Raw genomic sequence first — 15,169 nt, forward strand, 5'->3', positions numbered from 1 at the left:
AGGGGTCCGTCGCTGTTCTGGCAAAACCTAGGCAGTCCGCTTGCCGTCTACAATGGTGCGACGTGCCTAGAGCGGGCATTTCACGGCAGGGACGTCAATTCCTGTGCAATTTGCGCCCCCAAACGGGCATTGTTCAGCACCAGCGCAATATTTGCGTCAAGCGACCGCCCCTCGGTCAGCTCGAAAATCCTTTGTAACAGGTACGGGGTCAGCGCCTTGCCTGAAATGCCATGCGCCTCGGCGTCTTGGGTTGCGCGGGTGATGATCGGATGGATCTGCGCATGTGGGATCTCGGCATCCGTCGGGATCGGGTTTGCGACCAACTGCCCACCGGGCAGGCCCAAGGCGCCACGCATATGGTGGGCTTTGGCGATCTCGGCGGCCGTATCTGCGCGCAAAGGTGCCTTGAGCGTCGAAGTGCGCGACCAGAACGCCGGCAGCATATCCTGTCCGTAAGCCATGACCGGCACGCCCAAGGTTTCCAGCACTTCGAGCGTTTTGGGCAAATCGAGGATCGCTTTGGCCCCGGCCGCCACGACCGTGACGGCGGTTTGCGACAGTTCCTGAAGGTCGGCTGAGATGTCAAAGCTTTGATCTGCGCCACGATGCACGCCGCCGATTCCACCTGTGGCAAAGACTTTGATCCCTGCCAGATGTGCCGCGATCATGGTGGCCGCGACAGTTGTCGCCCCTGTGCCACCTTTCGCCATGCAGACCGCCATATCGGCGCGGCTTAGCTTGGCGACCTGTTTGGCTTGCGCCAGCGCTTCGAGTTGACCCGAGCTGAGACCAACGCAGAGGCGACCATCGAGAACGGCAATCGTGGCCGGTTCGGCGCCGCTTTCGCGCACGGTCGACTCGATCGCGCGCGCGGTTTCGAGATTCTGCGGCCACGGCATTCCATGTGTGATGATTGTAGACTCAAGCGCCACAACCGGCGCGTTGGCGTCTAGGGCGGTTTGAACAGCGGATGAGATATCCAAGGGCAGGGTCGTCATCGGGTCAGGTTCCTCCGGCAACATAAGCGGCGGCTGTGGCAAGAGCGCGGTGAAGCGCCGTGGGGCGGTCGGCCCCGCGCGGTTCGGATGCGATATGGGCGGCCATGAACGTGTCGCCAGCGCCGGTCACGCGGGTGACCATGACCTCGGGTGGGCGCTCGGCTAAGATGCCCTCTTTGGTCGCATCACAGGTGACATTCCCACCATCGGTGACCAGCGCACGGGCCGCCCCGCGTTCTATCAAAGCTGCCCCGGCTTGAGGCGCGCTGGTGAATTCGGTCTGGCAGAGCAGCCCAGCCTCTTCGAGGTTCACATAGAGCACGCCATGGCCACTTCGGATAAAGGGCAAGAGGCGTTCGGCCTTGCCCGGTGAGGCTGGTGCGATCCGCAGGTCGGCTTTGGAAAACGCAGGGTGATGCACGATCTGATCAAGCAGTGATTCCGTAAGGTTGCCGTCAAGCGCGATCGGGCCGGGAAACGGTGCTTCAACAAAGCCCAATGGGCCGTCAATCAGCGGGCGAATGATCTTGTCACCCGCCTGTTCCAGCGAATGCGCATCGGCGATGGCAGCGATCAAGCCGTTTGCAGCTTCTACAGCCATGTATTGGTCGGTCGGAAGGTCTTCTGACCGGTAGAGCTGATCAGTGATCAAGCCCAGACGGTCACAGGCGGTAATCAATTCGTCCCCTTCGGAATCGCGACCAACGACACTAAGGAGCGCGGGAACGAGATCGAAGCGCGCCAGCGTCATGGCGATATTCAGCGCAACACCGCCGGGCAGACGGGTGATATGCCCCGGCACATCGGCGCCTTGTTTCATGTGGCGGTCAGAGCGGCCGATCACGTCCCAAAGGACAGAACCGATACAAAGGATGTCAGGGCGCTGTGTCATGCGCCCGTCATCGCCCGAGTGATATGCCAGCGCAAGTGCCGGATTGAAGAACGTGCCGTTGCGGTCCCCATTGTTGCGGCCTGCGCTTTGTGGCAGGCCTGCGGGCAAGAATTGGACGGAGTTTTGCGACAATGATGAAACGAACCCTGATGCGCCCCGGCGGCCTTCCTGAAAGCGCGTCGACCCCTGTGGTCACACCGCTGATGCCCTCGGTCGTATACGCGAGCGAAACGCCGGATCGGCTGGACGATCAGTATGAAGGTCGCACCGAAGGGTACACCTATGCCCGAGAAGGTCATCCCAACGCCGATGTGCTGGCGCGCCGGATCGACGCAATGGAGGATGCACCACAACCGGGCTTGGTTCTGGGGTCCGGCATGGCAGCGGTCACGGCGGTTCTGCTGGGACTGTGCAAAGCCGGGGATCATGTGGTTGGTGGCGATCAGCTATATGGTCGCTCCTTGCGGATGATGCGGGACGATCTGCCCCGGCTGGGGATCGAGACCACTTTGGCAGACCCGACAGATGTCGAGGCCGTTGAAGCGGCGTTGCAGCCGAACACGCGGCTGGTGCTGATCGAAGTGGTGTCGAATCCGACGCTGCGGATTGCGGATGTGCAGGGTATTGCCGATCTGTGTCGCGACAAGGGTGTGCTGCTGGTTGTAGACAACACCTTTACCACACCACGGGCGATCAAACCGTTCGAATTGGGCGCGGATGTGGTGTTGCATTCGGTGACCAAGCTATTGGCGGGGCATTCCGATGTCACACTGGGCTGGGTCGCCGCGCGCGAACTGGATGATGCCAAGGCGATCTACGACTTTGCCGTGACCACAGGCATGACGCCCAGCCCGTTCGACTGCTGGCTGGCAGAACGGGGGCTCATGTCCTTTGATCTGCGCTTTGACCGCGCCGAGGCGACAGCCGCACGGCTTGCAGATCATTTGGCGGGGCAGGCGATGGTCAAGCGTGTGCTTTATCCAACACGGCCCGATCACCCGGATCGCGCCCGCGCGCAAGGGCTGCTTCGGGGGCGAGGTTGCAACATGGTCAGCTTTGAACTCGACGGTGGGCGTGCCGAGGCAAATGCGTTTACCAAAGGCGCGGATCAGATCGCCTTTGCCCCGACACTCGGTGATGTGGGCACAACACTGTCGCACCCAGCGTCTTCGTCGCACCGCGCACTGACACCCGAAGGCCGCGCTAAGCTGGGCATGACCGAAGGGTTCTTTCGCGTGTCTGTAGGACTCGAAGACCCCGATGCGTTAATCGCAGCGTTTGATGCGGGGCTTGCGGCTGTGGCAGCCGGAAAATGACCGCCGCTCCCCGCGATATTCTGATGGTGCTGGGAATTCCGGCGGTGCTGATTGCGCCGGATGAACGGATTTTCGCCGTCAACGCAGCAGCGGAAACGCTGCTGGGCAAGAATATTGAGGGGCGGCATTTCATCACCGCGTTGCGCCAACCTGCGCTGATCGAAACCATCGAACAGGTGCAACGCGAGGGCACCCGGCGAGAAACCCGCTATCTGACCAACGACGGGCAGCACGACATCACGTACCGCGTGACCTGCGGGCCAGTGCCAATGCAAGGACGTCTTGGAACGCTGGTGTCCTTTGAAGATATCACACCGATGGAACAAGCCGGCCAGATGCGGCGCGATTTCGTCGCCAATGTGAGCCATGAATTGCGCACCCCTTTGACTGCCTTGTTAGGTTTCATCGAAACCCTGCAAGGCCCCGCGCGCAATGACACGAACGCACAAGAGCGGTTTCTTGCGATCATGGCCGCCGAGGCGGAACGCATGAACCGTCTCGTGTCGGACCTGTTGTCGCTCAGCCGGGTCGAAGCCGACGAAAGGGTGCGCCCGGTGGATCCGGTGGACCTTGGATCAGTGATACAGCAGACGCGGCACAGTCTCGCACAACTGGCCGACGAGGCTGGAATCGAGATGTCCTTGCATCTACCCGAAAGTCCTGTGGTTGTTCCCGGCGATGCCGATCAGTTGCGGCAAGTGCTGACCAATCTGTTCGAAAACGCGATCAAGTATTCGGGAAACGGCAAATTCGTGCGCCTGAGCCTCGGAGCGCCGGGCTACGAGGGACGCTTGCGGGGGCAGGGCGTGCGCATCGAGGTCAGTGACACCGGGCCGGGGATTGACACAGTGCATTTGCCGCGCCTGACAGAACGGTTCTACCGCGTTGACAGCCACCGGTCCCGCGAGTTGGGCGGCACCGGGCTTGGTCTGGCGATTGTGAAGCACATCGTGAACCGGCATCGGGGGCGGTTGCAAGTTGATAGCCAGCTTGGGCGCGGCACCACCTTTACCGTTATTCTGCCGTTGGACGAAAAGGTGGAATGACCTTGGGTTGGTGTTTCCGTTGACGCATCATGCCTTGGCACAATTGCGCAACAGTGCAAATCGACCGGTTTCTGCTACCGGAATGATCGGCTGGCGCATTCTTGAAATTTAACCCAGCGAATATCCCGCGCCGCGCACTGTGCGTAGCGGATCCGCCCGTCCTGTGGTGGTCAATGATTTGCGCAGACGTCCAATATGCACATCCACCGTACGGGTATCGACATAAATGTCACGGCCCCAAACACGGTCTAGCAATTGCTCCCTTGACCAGACACGCCCCGGCTTTTCCATCAGCGTCGACAGCAGCCGAAATTCGGTTGGGCCAAGTTTGACCTCAGAGCCATCGCGGGTGACGCGGTGGGTTTCGGCGTCCAGCACAATGTCATCGTATTCAAGGCGCAACCCAGCTGCGGCAGGGCGCGTCCGGCGCAGTTGAGCGCGCACGCGAGCCATCAGTTCGACAACCGAATATGGTTTGATCACGTAATCATCCGCCCCTGTCTCGAGCCCCCGCACGCGGTCGACCTCTTCGGACCGAGCCGAAAGCATGATGATCGGCACATTGCGCGTGTCCGGGCGTGTTTTGAGCTGGCGGCACACCTCAATCCCCGAGACATTCGGCAGCATCCAATCGAGAACAATGATGTCGGGCTGTTCCTCATCGACAAGGATCAGCGCCTCTTCTCCGTTTTCGGCCTTTGCGACACGAAACCCTTCGGCCTCGAGGTTGTACCCAAGAACCTCACGTTGGGCGGGCTCGTCTTCGACAACCAGAACCGTTGGCTGAACCGTATTCATGGCTTAGGTCCCATGCTCCGATGTTTGAGAAAGGTCCACATCGGTCGAAGTTAAATCTTCTTTCTGACGCGGCTCTTCGGGTTTTTCACCGGTGACAAGAAACACCACCTGTTCGGCAATCGAGGTCACGTGGTCCCCCATGCGTTCTACATTTTTGGCGATGAAATGCAGATGCATACAGGGCGTGATGTTGCGCGGATCTTCGAGCATGAAGGTCAGGAATTCGCGGAACAGCGTGTTGTACATCTGGTCGATGTCCACATCGCGTTCGATCACGTCTCGGGCCAGCACATCATCACGCTGGATGTAAGCGTCGAGCGCGTCCTTGAGCATGATCTGCACATCGCGTGACATGCGCCGCAACTGTGCAGCAGAGCCATTGATCGCGGGCATCGACATCAAAACGGCATTGCGTTTGGCCAGGTTCTTGGCCAGATCGCCGATCCGTTCAAGATTTGCGCTGATGCGCATCACCGACAAGATCACCCGAAGGTCGATGGCGGTAGGCGCGCGCAGCGCGATGACGCGGGCGGCCTCTTCGTTCAAAAGCTCTTCCAGCGCATCAATGGCCTTGTCGCCGGTGCGCACTTTGTCGGCGAGTTCCTGATCGCGGGTTTCGAGAGCCTGCGCGGAGTCGAGGATCGCCTGTTCGACCAGCCCGCCCATTTTCATGATCCGTGCCTGAATCCCTTCAAGGTCGCGGTCGAAGGCGCTTGAGATATGTTCCTGATTCACGGTTTTATCCAATCCGTCCGGTGATGTAGCTTTCAGTGCGACTATCTTCGGGGTTTGTAAAAATCTTCGAGGTATCGTCATATTCCACCAGATTGCCGAGGTGGAAAAACGCCGTTTTCTGACTGACGCGCGCGGCTTGCTGCATGGAGTGCGTAACAATCACCACAGCGTAGTTCTGACGCAACTCGTCGATCAACTCTTCGACCTGTGCGGTAGCAATAGGGTCAAGCGCCGAACAGGGTTCGTCCATCAAGAGCACTTCGGGTTCGGTCGCCACAGCACGTGCAATGCACAAACGCTGTTGCTGGCCACCCGACAGACCTGTGCCCGGCGCATTGAGGCGATCCTTGACTTCGTCCCAGATAGCGCCGCGGCGCAAGGCGCGTTCGACGATATCATCAAGCTCGGCCTTGTTCCGGGCCATGCCGTGGATCTTGGGGCCATAGGCGACATTGTCGTAAATCGACTTGGGAAATGGATTGGGTTTCTGAAATACCATTCCAACCTTCGCGCGAAGCTGAACCGGATCAACGCGCTTGTCGTAGATGTCATCGCCGTCGATCAGGATGTCGCCCTCAACACGGCAGATGTCGATCGTGTCGTTCATCCGGTTGATGCAGCGCAGAAACGTCGACTTGCCACAACCCGACGGGCCAATGAAAGCGGTGACTGTGTTGTTCTCGATCTCGACCGACACGTCTTTGATCGCATGGTTGTCGCCGTAATAGACCTGCACGTCCTTGGCATTGATTTTGACGTCCGTCACGGCGGTCTCCTGTGTGTGGTGTGGTATATCGTACATGGGGCAGGGTCCAGTTTACCAGCGGCGCTCAAAGCGACGGCGCAGAATGATGGCGATGATGTTCATCGTCAGCAGGAAGATGAGCAGGATGATGATCCCGCCCCAGGCCTTTTCGTAAAAACCGGCATCGGCACGGGCAGCCCATGTGTAGATCTGAGCGGGCATCGCAGAGTTGGGGTCGATAAAGCCTGAGACAACACCTTCGGGATAAGCGCGAGCGATAAAGCCGACCATACCGATCAGCAGCAAAGGTGCCGTTTCGCCAAGCGCCTGAGCCAGACCGATGATGGTGCCAGTCAGAATTCCGGGCGCTGCCAATGGCAGAACGTGATCGAAAACGGTCTGCATCTTCGACGCGCCGACACCAAGTGCGGCTTCGCGGATCGACGGAGGCACGGATTTGAGCGATGCGCGGGTCGAGATGATGATCGTCGGCAGCGTCATCAGTGTCAGCACAAGACCGCCCACAAGAGGCGCGGATTGGGGCAGGTGCATGAACTGGATGAACACGGCCAGACCTAAAATGCCGAACACAATGGACGGTACGGCGGCAAGGTTCGAGATGTTTACTTCGATCAAATCGGTGAACCAGTTCTGCGGGGCGAATTCCTCAAGATAGATCGACGCGGCCACGCCGATCGGCAGCGACAGTGCCAGAACCACCAGCATCATGAAGAACGACCCGATCACCGAGACACCGATGCCCGCGCCACCCGGATTGTCCACGCCAGAGTCGGAGCCAGTGATGAAGTTCCAATTGAACCCACTGGAGATGATGCCTGCCTCTGTCAGCGCATCCACCAGATCAAGGTCACTGGCCATCAGAAACCGGCTGTCTACCACCGTATCGCGGGTCACGCGGCCCTTGAAATAGCCGTCAACTCGCGACGAGGCGGCTAGGTCAAACGTCACCGGTGTTCCAATACGATCCGGGTTTTCTCTGAAAAACTGGCGGATCGTGCCGCCTGTCTTTCCCAAAAGGCGTTCGATGGCCGCGGGATCAAACTCAACCTCAAGACCGCGCTCTTCAAGCTGGCTTTGAAGTGCTGCGATAAACAGGTTTTCATAGGCCTTGGTCTTGAGCATCGTGCTTTCGGCTTCGTCGAATTGGTCCTGGCTCAGGACGAATTCCACCTGCACATTCGCTTGCGTGAACGCGGGCAAGCCCGACCGCAGGATCGACACGGCCAAGACAACCAAAAAGAACAGGCCGATCATGATGGCGAACAGGCCATACGCCTTGAACCGCTTTTCGGCCGCGTTGCGCTTTTTTGTGCGGGCATCAACCGTTGTCAGACGGCCCTTGACCGGGGCGCTGTCCATGCTTGCATCGGTCATTCGTACTGCTCCCGGTATTTGCGCACGATATAAAGTGCGAAGACATTGAGCCCGAGGGTGATGACAAAGAGCGTCATGCCGAGGGCAAAGGCCACGAGGGCCTCAGGCGAGGCAAAGTCCGAGTCGCCCGTCAGCTGCGACACGATCTTGGCAGTCACGGTTGTCATTGCCTCGAACGGATTAAGAGATAGCCGCGCGGCGGCACCCGCGCCCAGAACCACGATCATGGTCTCACCAATTGCACGGCTGGCAGCCAGCAAGATCGCGCCGACGATGCCGGGAAGGGCGGCTGGCAGAACAACCTGGCGGATGGTTTCCGATTGTGTGGCACCGAGCCCGTAGGATCCATCGCGCATGGATTGCGGCACTGCGTTGATGATGTCATCCGACAGAGACGACACAAACGGGATAAGCATGATACCCATCACCAACCCGGCGGTCATGACAGCTGTGCCAGCCTGCATCCAGCCAAGGCCGTCATCGCCGAACACGCTGACGAGAAGTGGGCCAACCGTCAGCAAGGCGAACAGGCCGTACACGATGGTCGGGATACCCGCCAACACTTCAAGCATCGGTTTGGCGAAAGCCCGGACCTTGGGGCCGGCATATTCGGACAAGTAAATCGCGGCGAACAAACCGATGGGAACAGCAACAAGCAAGGCCACGATGGAGATATAGAACGTCCCCCAGAGCAACGGCAGGATGCCCAGATCGGACGCACCACCCCGGCCGGAAAAGCTGGGGGCCCAGTTGGTTCCGAAAAAGAACTCGGACGCCGGATAGAGGCGGAAGAACTCGATCGTGTTAAAAACCAACGACAGGATAATGCCAAGCGTTGTCAAAATGGCGATTGACGCGGCGGCAATGAGCAAAGCGCGGATGCCCTGTTCAACCACGTTGCGGGCGCGGAAATCTGGGTTGGTTTCGCGATAGGCCCACAGCGCGCCTGCGATCGCGATCAACAGAACCACAACCGCCATGATTTGCGCACCGGTGCTGTTCATCACGCGGAACTGCTGCGCGGCGCGCAGGATCGGCTGGGTGATTTTCGACGTGACAATCGCACCTGCGTCTTCAAGGCGGCTGGTAACGGTTTCGATGTCCGCACTGGTGTCGCGCGCTTCGACTTCGGTCATGCCACCGCTGGCGACCGCGAGGTCAAGCCCGTCTGCGGCGCGGCGCACTTCGGCCAGGACCAGCCCGCGCGACGAGCTGTCGGCGATGGCGGTGTCGGGGATCATACCAGACACTGCGTTGTTCACGTAAAAGGGTTGCGCCAAAAGCCAGATCACCAAGACCAACAGGGCAGGGATCGCGGATTTCATTGCGGCGTTGCTACCGTAATACACGGGCAACGAATGCAGGGTGCGCCGGTCCTGACCAGACAATGCCATAACCCGCGAACGGGCGAGAAGAAACGCGCCTGCAGCTATCGCGAGGATGATCAGGAAGAGCCAGAGTAATGGCATGGTGCCCCCAAGGTGTTCAGAGCAAAGTTCAGAAGAAAAAGGAGGCGGCGCAATGTGCCGCCTCCTTATGCGTTAGGTCGTTGGGCGATTACATGTCTGCGCCCATGACCTTTTCGTCAGCGACCATCTGCTGAGTTTTTGCCAGCTCTGGGTCGGATACCAGACCATAGTTGGCAAGCGGGCCAGACGGGCCAGCCAGTTCGTCAGCAATGAAGAACTGAGCGTATTCCTTAAGGCCCGGGATCACGCCGATATGTGCTTTCTTGACGTAGAAAAACAGCGGGCGGGACACAGGGTACTCACCGGATGCGATGGTCTCGGTTGTCGGCTCAACGCCGGACATCGTTGCAACCTTCAGCTTGTCTTGATTGTTTTCGTAAAACGCCAGACCGAACACGCCGATGCCGTTTGTGTTGGCGTCGATACGCGCGAGTGTTTCTGTGTAGTCGCCGTCGATGTCGACCGACTTGCCATCCTGACGTACGTCAAGGCAGGCGTCTTCTGCGTCGTCTTCAGACATGCCACCGTCAATCATTGCCTGCATTGCGCCGGTTTCTTCACAACCGATGAGCAGAACTTTTTCTTCGAACACTTCGCGAGTGCCGTGCTTGGTGCCCGGAATGAACATAGCAATTTCGGCATCCGGCAGGTCGGCGTTGAACTCGGACCACGAGTTGTGTGTGTTATCGACGATCTCACCATCTTTCAGCACCTTGGCGCCGATCGCGTTGAAGATGTCGGACGGTTCAAACTCAGTGAAGGCCGGACCGGACTGCTGCGACGCGAATACGATGCCATCATAGCCGATGCGAACTTCGATGATGTCGGTAACGCCGTTTTCGGCACATGCGGCAACTTCTTTTTCACGGATCGCGCGGGACGCGTTTGCAACGTCGATTGTGTTTTCGCCAACGCCTTCGCAGAAACGCTTGAGGCCCGAAGACGACCCGCCAGATTCAACGACCGGTGTCGGGAAATCGGTGTTTTCGCCAAAGGCTTCTGCCACGATGGACGCATAGGGCAGGACGGTGGACGACCCAGCAACCTGAACGTTATCGCGCGCCATTGCGGATGTTGCGGAAACGGCCGCGATGGCCAGTGCCGATACAGAGAGTTTCACGGACATTAAGTCAGCTCCTTGGTTTGGATATCTCTCGGCCATCCCCCTGATGACCGTTGGCGGTGGTCTAGTCAGCTTTGGCCATGCTTTTGTGACAGTTGCGTAACGGTTTTATGACAAGCGCCAATCAAGCTTGGGAAATCCGCCACTGAAATACTAAACCCATGAATTTATGTATTAATTTTATTGAATTTGACTTTACGTCAGCAAGCGGTTGAGATGCCGACGTATAGAAATTGCAGTGAAAAACATACGCACATCGCACCGAATCCGAAAGCTTTGTAACGCGATGAGCGTTGAATACGGCGGCCCCTTTGGAATCGGCGGCAGGTTATGGGTACCAAATAGAAAGGCGCCGCATGCTCGACTCACATATCGCACAAGCTATCACACAGGCGGTTGAAGACGGCTTTGACCGCCAGATGGCCTTCACCAAGGACCTGATCCGTTTCCCCTCTATTCGCGGGCAGGAACATTCGGTTCAGGACTTTGTCTATCAGGCACTAGAAAAGCGTGGATACGCCATGACGCGGTTCTCCATGGAACGTGATGCGATCGAGGCGCATGAAGGCGGCGGCAAATACAGCCCCGAGCATTCAGACGCGCCCATTGTCATCGGGACGTACTCCCCAAGAGAAACGCACGGCAAGTCCCTGATTTTGCAATCACATACCGATGTGGTGCCAACAGGGCCAAGCGATATGTGGCGATTCGATCCGTTTGATCCACAGATCGACGGCGATTGGCTATATGGTCGTGGTGGTGCCGATATGAAGGCAGGTCACGCCGCCATGATCTCTGCCATGGATGCTTTGACATCTGCCGGGCTGGCACCTGCGGCTCGGGTCGAGATTCAATCCGTTGTGGAAGAAGAATCCACCGGCAACGGCGCGTTGATGACCTTTCTCAAAGGCCACACTGCAGATGCCGTTTTGATCCCTGAACCTGAAGAAGAAATGCTGGTACGCGCGAATGTCGGCACACTTTGGTTCGAGATCGAACTGCGCGGCACGCCCGTTCATGTGCGCGAAATGGGCGAGGGTGCCAATGCAATCGACGGCGCCTATCGCGTGATCAAGAGCTTGCGCGAGGTTGAGAAACGTTGGAATGAAGATCGACATAAACATCCACATTTCAGAACCCTAGAGCATCCAATTAATCTAAATATCGGCAAAATCGAAGGCGGTGATTGGGGATCCTCCGTACCAGCTTGGTGCAAGTTCCAATGCCGCATCGCCATATATCCCGGCATCAAAGCTGCTGATGCCGCCGCCGAGATCGAAAATCACATTGCAGCATTCGCTAAGACAGACCGCTATCTGTCCGACACACCACCGAAAATCACGTTCAACGGTTTCTATTCCGAAGGCTATGTTCAAGAACCGGGGTCCGAGGCCGAAACCATTCTAAGCCACGCGCATCAGGTCGCCACGGGGGAGCCGCTCAATAGCTTCACCACGCCGGGTTACCTCGATTGCCGAGTGTACAGGCTCTACAACGATATTCCGTCGCTGTGCTACGGACCGATCTCTGAGAACATTCACGGATTTGATGAAAGAGTGAGCATTTCATCCGTGCGCCGGATCACTGTGGCGATGGCATTGTTCATCGCGGAATGGTGCGGAACATCAAACATATAGGGGTGGCGAAAGCGTGTGTGCCTAAAGGTAGTAGTAAATATCTTATAATCAGTATTATGTAATTATTAGGCGTGGATAGGAATCTGGACAAACCGCTTTGTCTGACCGTAATGATATCGACCAAAGGTATTTGAAACATCATATGACACCCCAAGAAAACGTAGCTTTGCTTGATCTGACGCATTCCAACAGCATTGAAGAGCTGTGGGACCTGCATTGCCGTCGTATGGCGAGTTTTGGGTTCGATCGGTTGCTCTATGGGTTCACGCGGTTTCGCACAGCAACATCCCTTGGCGACCCGGATGACTTTATCGTTCTGTCAAACATCGACAGCGACTATGTCCAAAGCTTTGTGCACAACGGGCTCTACCGGTCTGCGCCGATGGTGCGTTGGGCGCTGGACAACGACGGCGCGGCGAGTTGGACTGTGCTGCGTTTGATGTTGGAAAGCGGCACAGTCACCGATGCTGAACGCCGTATCCTCGAATTCAACACCAAGCATGGAATTGTTGCAGGCTTTTCAATCAGCTTCCGTAGCTTGTCAGATCGCGCCAAGGGTGCGAACGCCTTGATCGCAGAACCAGGCATGTCACAAGCCGAGGTTGACGCGCTGTGGGACCAGTCAGGCGAACTGATCCAATTGATGAACAACATTGTGCATCTCAAAATCCTCACCCTGCCCTATACGCCGCCCAATCAGTCGCTCACCAAACGTCAGCGCGAAGCATTGGAATGGGTTGGTGGCGGCAAGACGATGCAGGATATCGCCACGATTATGGGTCTGACACCTGCGACTGTGGAAAAGCACTTACGCCTTGCGCGGGAAGCTTTGAATGTCGACACCACGGCGCAGGCGGTGCTCAAGGCAGCGCTTCAGAACCAGATGTTCATCACCGACGTTTGAAGCGTGAAAAAACTGTGAGGTCTGGAAATCCATACTTCCTTGACGCCGCGTTAATTGGCAAGATGGTGATGTTCCGTGAGTGGTGGCAATTACGGCCAAAGGAACGTGAGGCCCGCATCCTAGCGATTTTCTTGGCACTGCGGGTCTCGTTTAAAAGACGCTTGGCGCAAATGACGTTGCAAGACCAGTCCCGGTCATTTCAATGCCTGCTGCCAAGGGGCCGTGTTGTCCCCAAATGACCCGGCCCATTGCTCCCGCAAAAAAGCGGCGCTGTTTATTTTAACAGCGCCGCTTGTTTTTTTAAATAGTTGTAGGGACTTAGCCTTGTGCGGCCTTGGCCACCTCGGCTGCAAAGTCTTCGACTTTTTTCTCAATGCCTTCGCCAACTTCAAGGCGGACATAGCCTGTGATCTCAACGCCAGCTTCTTTGGCCGCTTCTTCAACGGTCAGGTCAGGGTTAACCACAAAGGACTGGCCCAACAGCGTGATTTCGCTGAGGAACTTCTTCATGCGACCTTCGATCATCTTTTCGATGACCTGCTCGGGCTTGCCCGACTCGCGTGCGATGTCGATCTGGATCTGACGCTCTTTTTCAACGACGGACGGATCAAGATCAGCCGATGACAACGATGCCGGGTTCACAGCTGCGATGTGCATTGCGACCTGCTTGCCGAACTCTTCGTTTTCGCCAGACAATGCTACGAGAACACCGATTTTGCCCATGCCATCTGCAACGGCATTGTGTACGTAAGACACAACCTGCGTGCCTTCGATTGTTACCATACGGCGCAGCGACATGTTCTCGCCGATAGTGGCGATCTTGTCAGTGATGGTGTCCTGAACGGTCTTGCCGCCGACATCTTTGGTCTTGAGGTCCTCGACATCGCTCGCCGTCAGCGCGGCGGCGGCGATTGCCGCAACCATCCCTTGGAATTCAGCGTTCTTGCCGACAAAGTCAGTTTCCGAATTTACTTCGACGGCAACGCCTTTGCCACCGTCAACTTTGACCGCCACAAGACCTTCGGCTGCTGTACGGTCGGATTTCTTGGCCGCTTTGGCCAGACCTTTGGTGCGCAGCCAGTCAGCTGCGGCTTCCATGTCTCCGCCAGTTTCGACAAGCGCCTTCTTGGCATCCATCATACCTGCGCTGGTCAGTTCGCGCAGTTCTTTCACGAGTGCTGCTGTGATCGCCATCTTGGCTCTCCTCATTTCAAATTCGGGCGTGGTGGGCAGTCTGTTTCAACTGCCCTGCCCTGTCATATCGATGTAACGACGCGGTAACGCTTAGCTTGCGGCGGGCTCTTCGGCGGGGGCTTCTGCAACCGCTTCTTCGACCGGCGCGTCTTCAAGTGCACCAAGGTCAACACCGGCCGCACCCATCTGAGCGGTCATACCGTCCAGAGCAGCGCGCGATACCAGATCGCAATAGAGGCTGATGGCGCGTGCCGCGTCATCGTTGCCCGGGATGATGTAATCAACGCCAGCCGGCGAGCAGTTGGTGTCAACCACCGCAACAACCGGAATACCCAGCTTGTTGGCTTCGGCCACAGCGAGTGCTTCTTTCTTGACGTCGATGACGAAAAGAAGGTCCGGCACGCCGCCCATTTCGCGGATACCGCCCAGCGACGCCTGCAGTTTGCCCTGCTCGCGTTCCATGCCCAGACGTTCTTTCTTGGTCAGGCCTTCGGCACCGTTCGCCATCTGCTCGTCAATCTGCTTGAGACGCTGGATCGACTTGGAGACGGTCTGCCAGTTGGTGAGCGTGCCGCCCAGCCAACGGTGATTCATGTAATACTGTGCGCATTTCTCTGCGGCGTCTGCGATCGGCTGCTGTGCCTGACGCTTGGTGCCAACAAAGAGGATGCGGCCATTCTTGGCCACGGTTTCGCGGATCACGTTCAGCGCTGCGTCGAGCATCGGAACGGTCTGCGTCAGGTCCATGATGTGGATGCCGTTGCGCGCGCCATAAATGAACTCGCCCATGCGGGGGTTCCAACGCTGCGTCTGGTGGCCGAAGTGTACGCCTGCTTCAAGCAGTTGGCGCAATGTGAACTCTGGAAGAGCCATTGTCGTTATCCTTTCCGGTTTCAATCCTCAGCGGGGGTATCAGC

General features: G+C 57.6%; 14 protein-coding genes. 4 read left to right on the forward strand and 10 right to left on the reverse strand.

The window, feature by feature from the left end:
• Nucleotides 1–80 precede the first annotated feature (80 nt).
• Nucleotides 81–998 carry a pseudouridine-5'-phosphate glycosidase gene (locus ACTG4M_RS04940; protein WP_439122526.1) on the reverse strand — a complete coding sequence of 306 codons (918 nt, stop codon included), beginning with the start codon at nt 996–998 and terminating at the stop codon, nt 81–83.
• Between the two features lie 4 nt (nt 999–1,002).
• Nucleotides 1,003–1,890, reverse strand: coding sequence for a PfkB family carbohydrate kinase (locus tag ACTG4M_RS04945; RefSeq protein ID WP_439122542.1), 888 nt, complete (start codon nt 1,888–1,890; stop codon nt 1,003–1,005).
• 134 nt (nt 1,891–2,024) lie between these two features.
• Here ACTG4M_RS04945 and ACTG4M_RS04950 point away from each other — a divergent pair, with 134 nt between their 5' ends.
• Entirely contained in the window at nt 2,025–3,206 is a 1,182-nt protein-coding gene (locus ACTG4M_RS04950) for a trans-sulfuration enzyme family protein (RefSeq protein ID WP_439122543.1), read from the forward strand.
• On the forward strand, nt 3,203–4,252 hold the full coding sequence (locus tag ACTG4M_RS04955) for a sensor histidine kinase (protein WP_439122527.1): 1,050 nt from the start codon (nt 3,203–3,205) through the stop codon (nt 4,250–4,252). Before ACTG4M_RS04950 ends, ACTG4M_RS04955 begins: the two co-directional genes overlap by 4 nt.
• Nucleotides 4,253–4,360: 108 nt before the next feature.
• On the opposite strand, the gene phoB is transcribed toward ACTG4M_RS04955, so the two are convergent.
• The 6 genes from phoB to ACTG4M_RS04985 form a co-directional block, all read right to left on the reverse strand.
• Nucleotides 4,361–5,050 (reverse strand): phosphate regulon transcriptional regulator PhoB, encoded by a 690-nt coding sequence (gene phoB / locus ACTG4M_RS04960; protein ID WP_439122528.1) that lies wholly within the window; start codon nt 5,048–5,050, stop codon nt 4,361–4,363.
• Nucleotides 5,051–5,053: 3 nt separating this feature from the next.
• The gene (phoU, locus tag ACTG4M_RS04965; RefSeq protein WP_439122529.1) at nt 5,054–5,785 is read right to left on the reverse strand and encodes a phosphate signaling complex protein PhoU; all 732 of its coding nucleotides are present in this window, start codon (nt 5,783–5,785) and stop codon (nt 5,054–5,056) included.
• Nucleotides 5,786–5,789: 4 nt separating this feature from the next.
• Nucleotides 5,790–6,587, reverse strand: coding sequence for a phosphate ABC transporter ATP-binding protein PstB (gene pstB / locus ACTG4M_RS04970; RefSeq protein WP_439122530.1), 798 nt, complete (start codon nt 6,585–6,587; stop codon nt 5,790–5,792).
• 15 nt (nt 6,588–6,602) lie between these two features.
• Nucleotides 6,603–7,925 (reverse strand): phosphate ABC transporter permease PstA, encoded by a 1,323-nt coding sequence (gene pstA / locus ACTG4M_RS04975; RefSeq protein ID WP_439122531.1) that lies wholly within the window; start codon nt 7,923–7,925, stop codon nt 6,603–6,605.
• Complete coding sequence (gene pstC, locus ACTG4M_RS04980; protein ID WP_439122532.1) at nt 7,922–9,394, reverse strand: phosphate ABC transporter permease subunit PstC; 1,473 nt, start codon at nt 9,392–9,394, stop codon at nt 7,922–7,924. Before pstC ends, pstA begins: the two co-directional genes overlap by 4 nt.
• Nucleotides 9,395–9,482: 88 nt before the next feature.
• On the reverse strand, nt 9,483–10,520 hold the full coding sequence (locus ACTG4M_RS04985) for a substrate-binding domain-containing protein (protein WP_439122533.1): 1,038 nt from the start codon (nt 10,518–10,520) through the stop codon (nt 9,483–9,485).
• 353 nt (nt 10,521–10,873) lie between these two features.
• On the opposite strand from ACTG4M_RS04985, the gene ACTG4M_RS04990 reads away from it, so the two are divergent.
• Nucleotides 10,874–12,154, forward strand: a complete 1,281-nt coding sequence (locus tag ACTG4M_RS04990) for an ArgE/DapE family deacylase (protein ID WP_439122534.1) — start codon at nt 10,874–10,876, stop codon at nt 12,152–12,154.
• 142 nt (nt 12,155–12,296) lie between these two features.
• Nucleotides 12,297–13,058, forward strand: coding sequence for a LuxR family transcriptional regulator (locus tag ACTG4M_RS04995; RefSeq protein WP_439122535.1), 762 nt, complete (start codon nt 12,297–12,299; stop codon nt 13,056–13,058).
• 318 nt (nt 13,059–13,376) lie between these two features.
• On the opposite strand, the gene tsf is transcribed toward ACTG4M_RS04995, so the two are convergent.
• Both tsf and rpsB read right to left on the reverse strand, forming a co-directional pair.
• Entirely contained in the window at nt 13,377–14,252 is an 876-nt protein-coding gene (gene tsf / locus ACTG4M_RS05000; RefSeq protein WP_439122536.1) for a translation elongation factor Ts, read from the reverse strand.
• Nucleotides 14,253–14,342: 90 nt separating this feature from the next.
• Nucleotides 14,343–15,125 (reverse strand): 30S ribosomal protein S2, encoded by a 783-nt coding sequence (rpsB, locus tag ACTG4M_RS05005; RefSeq protein WP_439122537.1) that lies wholly within the window; start codon nt 15,123–15,125, stop codon nt 14,343–14,345.
• Nucleotides 15,126–15,169: the final 44 nt, after the last annotated feature.

This window comes from Marivita sp. (assembly GCF_965656765.1).
Taxonomy (GTDB): domain Bacteria; phylum Pseudomonadota; class Alphaproteobacteria; order Rhodobacterales; family Rhodobacteraceae; genus Marivita.

Excerpts from the sequence above, each read along its gene's own strand:
- ACTG4M_RS04995 (WP_439122535.1), top strand. The coding sequence starts at position 12,297 with ATGACACCCCAAGAAAACGTAGCTTTGCTTGATCTGACGCATTCCAAC.
- ACTG4M_RS04955 (WP_439122527.1), top strand. The coding sequence starts at position 3,203 with ATGACCGCCGCTCCCCGCGATATTCTGATGGTGCTGGGAATTCCGGCG.
- rpsB (WP_439122537.1), bottom strand. The coding sequence starts at position 15,125 with ATGGCTCTTCCAGAGTTCACATTGCGCCAACTGCTTGAAGCAGGCGTA.
- ACTG4M_RS04940 (WP_439122526.1), bottom strand. The coding sequence starts at position 998 with ATGACGACCCTGCCCTTGGATATCTCATCCGCTGTTCAAACCGCCCTA.
- phoB (WP_439122528.1), bottom strand. The coding sequence starts at position 5,050 with ATGAATACGGTTCAGCCAACGGTTCTGGTTGTCGAAGACGAGCCCGCC.
- pstC (WP_439122532.1), bottom strand. The coding sequence starts at position 9,394 with ATGCCATTACTCTGGCTCTTCCTGATCATCCTCGCGATAGCTGCAGGC.
- ACTG4M_RS04945 (WP_439122542.1), bottom strand. The coding sequence starts at position 1,890 with ATGACACAGCGCCCTGACATCCTTTGTATCGGTTCTGTCCTTTGGGAC.
- tsf (WP_439122536.1), bottom strand. The coding sequence starts at position 14,252 with ATGGCGATCACAGCAGCACTCGTGAAAGAACTGCGCGAACTGACCAGC.
- pstA (WP_439122531.1), bottom strand. The coding sequence starts at position 7,925 with ATGACCGATGCAAGCATGGACAGCGCCCCGGTCAAGGGCCGTCTGACA.
- ACTG4M_RS04950 (WP_439122543.1), top strand. The coding sequence starts at position 2,025 with ATGAAACGAACCCTGATGCGCCCCGGCGGCCTTCCTGAAAGCGCGTCG.
- ACTG4M_RS04990 (WP_439122534.1), top strand. The coding sequence starts at position 10,874 with ATGCTCGACTCACATATCGCACAAGCTATCACACAGGCGGTTGAAGAC.
- ACTG4M_RS04985 (WP_439122533.1), bottom strand. The coding sequence starts at position 10,520 with ATGTCCGTGAAACTCTCTGTATCGGCACTGGCCATCGCGGCCGTTTCC.
- pstB (WP_439122530.1), bottom strand. The coding sequence starts at position 6,587 with ATGTACGATATACCACACCACACACAGGAGACCGCCGTGACGGACGTC.